Below are 894 nucleotides of genomic sequence, written 5' to 3'. Positions count from 1 at the left end.
TGCTATTTTATTGCCAGTTTTTATTGAATTTTCAAGGTGCATAGGCACTTATTCAAGTGCGAAGTTTGAGTATATTAGAAATAGAATGAGCCGCAATACATCCTTTTGCTTCACCATCTACACAAGCATGAATAATTTTCTTTGCATCTTCATAAAAGGGCTCCCTTGTTAGAAGATAGTCAAGCAATACATTAGTATCAACCAAAATCCTATTTGCCATACTTTTCTGTCCTGTAAGAAGCTAATTCCGCATCATAATCATTAACAGTTCCTTTCCTGCGTAACTGCTCCAATCTTGCAAATGCTTCTTCCCTTTCTGATTGTCCATCATTATACAGACCATTCACACCTTGCATTATCTGTAAAATAAAACTTACTTTATCTTCTGGCAACTTTTCTAACTCCCTTATTGCACTTTGCCGCAAAGCTGTCATAAAGGACCTCCTGTTCTATCTATTAACATATAGTATATCATTTCCCATTATTTGATACAATCAGCACTGACAGAAATTTTCCACCAGTGCCGACTAATTTATTACAATACCTCCACCAATTTATGTATGATTTTTAGTTTCATATCCTTACTACACTTCTTTTCCGTCTGATACAAGAATATCTTTATAATCCTGTCCATAAAATCATCAGGTAGAATATTGCTCTTAAACTGATTACAAGCATAACAAGCTGTTTGCAGATTTTCCATAGAATCTTCACCGCCCATTGATAAAGGTACGATATGATCCAACGTCATATTTTCCAGTAATAATCGCTGGCCGCATAGCTCACAGTGTCCACCCGATTTATTGTATATAATTTCCCGTTTTTCATCTGAAAATCTTCTTCGCCTTATCTTTGTACTGCCTTCATAAGCAGTATTTTCCATATCATACGGAT

Annotated in this window: 3 protein-coding genes; all 3 read right to left on the bottom strand. The window is 35.3% G+C overall.

The window, feature by feature from the left end; translation table 11 throughout:
• Nucleotides 1-52: 52 nt before the first annotated feature.
• Nucleotides 53-220: a type II toxin-antitoxin system VapC family toxin gene (locus D5281_RS25115; protein ID WP_277935638.1), complete on the bottom strand. Its 168-nt coding sequence runs from the start codon at nucleotides 218-220 to the stop codon at nucleotides 53-55.
• Nucleotides 210-434, bottom strand: a complete 225-nt coding sequence (locus tag D5281_RS25110) for a UDP-N-acetylenolpyruvoylglucosamine reductase (protein WP_120472098.1) — start codon at nucleotides 432-434, stop codon at nucleotides 210-212. Before D5281_RS25110 ends, D5281_RS25115 begins: the two co-directional genes overlap by 11 nt.
• A gap of 101 nt (nucleotides 435-535) precedes the next feature.
• Nucleotides 536-894, bottom strand: a 359-nt coding sequence (locus D5281_RS25105) for an HNH endonuclease (protein ID WP_160562560.1), incomplete at its 5' end; no start/stop codon positions are given.

The sequence above is a fragment of the Parablautia muri genome, from assembly GCF_009917485.1.
Taxonomy (GTDB): domain Bacteria; phylum Bacillota; class Clostridia; order Lachnospirales; family Lachnospiraceae; genus Suilimivivens; species Suilimivivens muri.
Note: the sequence above shows the minus strand (reverse complement) of the source record. Positions and strands in the feature narration are given on the sequence as shown.

What these genes read in the sequence shown, in the direction of transcription:
- D5281_RS25110 (WP_120472098.1), bottom strand. Translation starts at nt 434, where the DNA reads ATGACAGCTTTGCGGCAAAGTGCAATAAGGGAGTTAGAAAAGTTGCCA.
- D5281_RS25115 (WP_277935638.1), bottom strand. Translation starts at nt 220, where the DNA reads ATGGCAAATAGGATTTTGGTTGATACTAATGTATTGCTTGACTATCTT.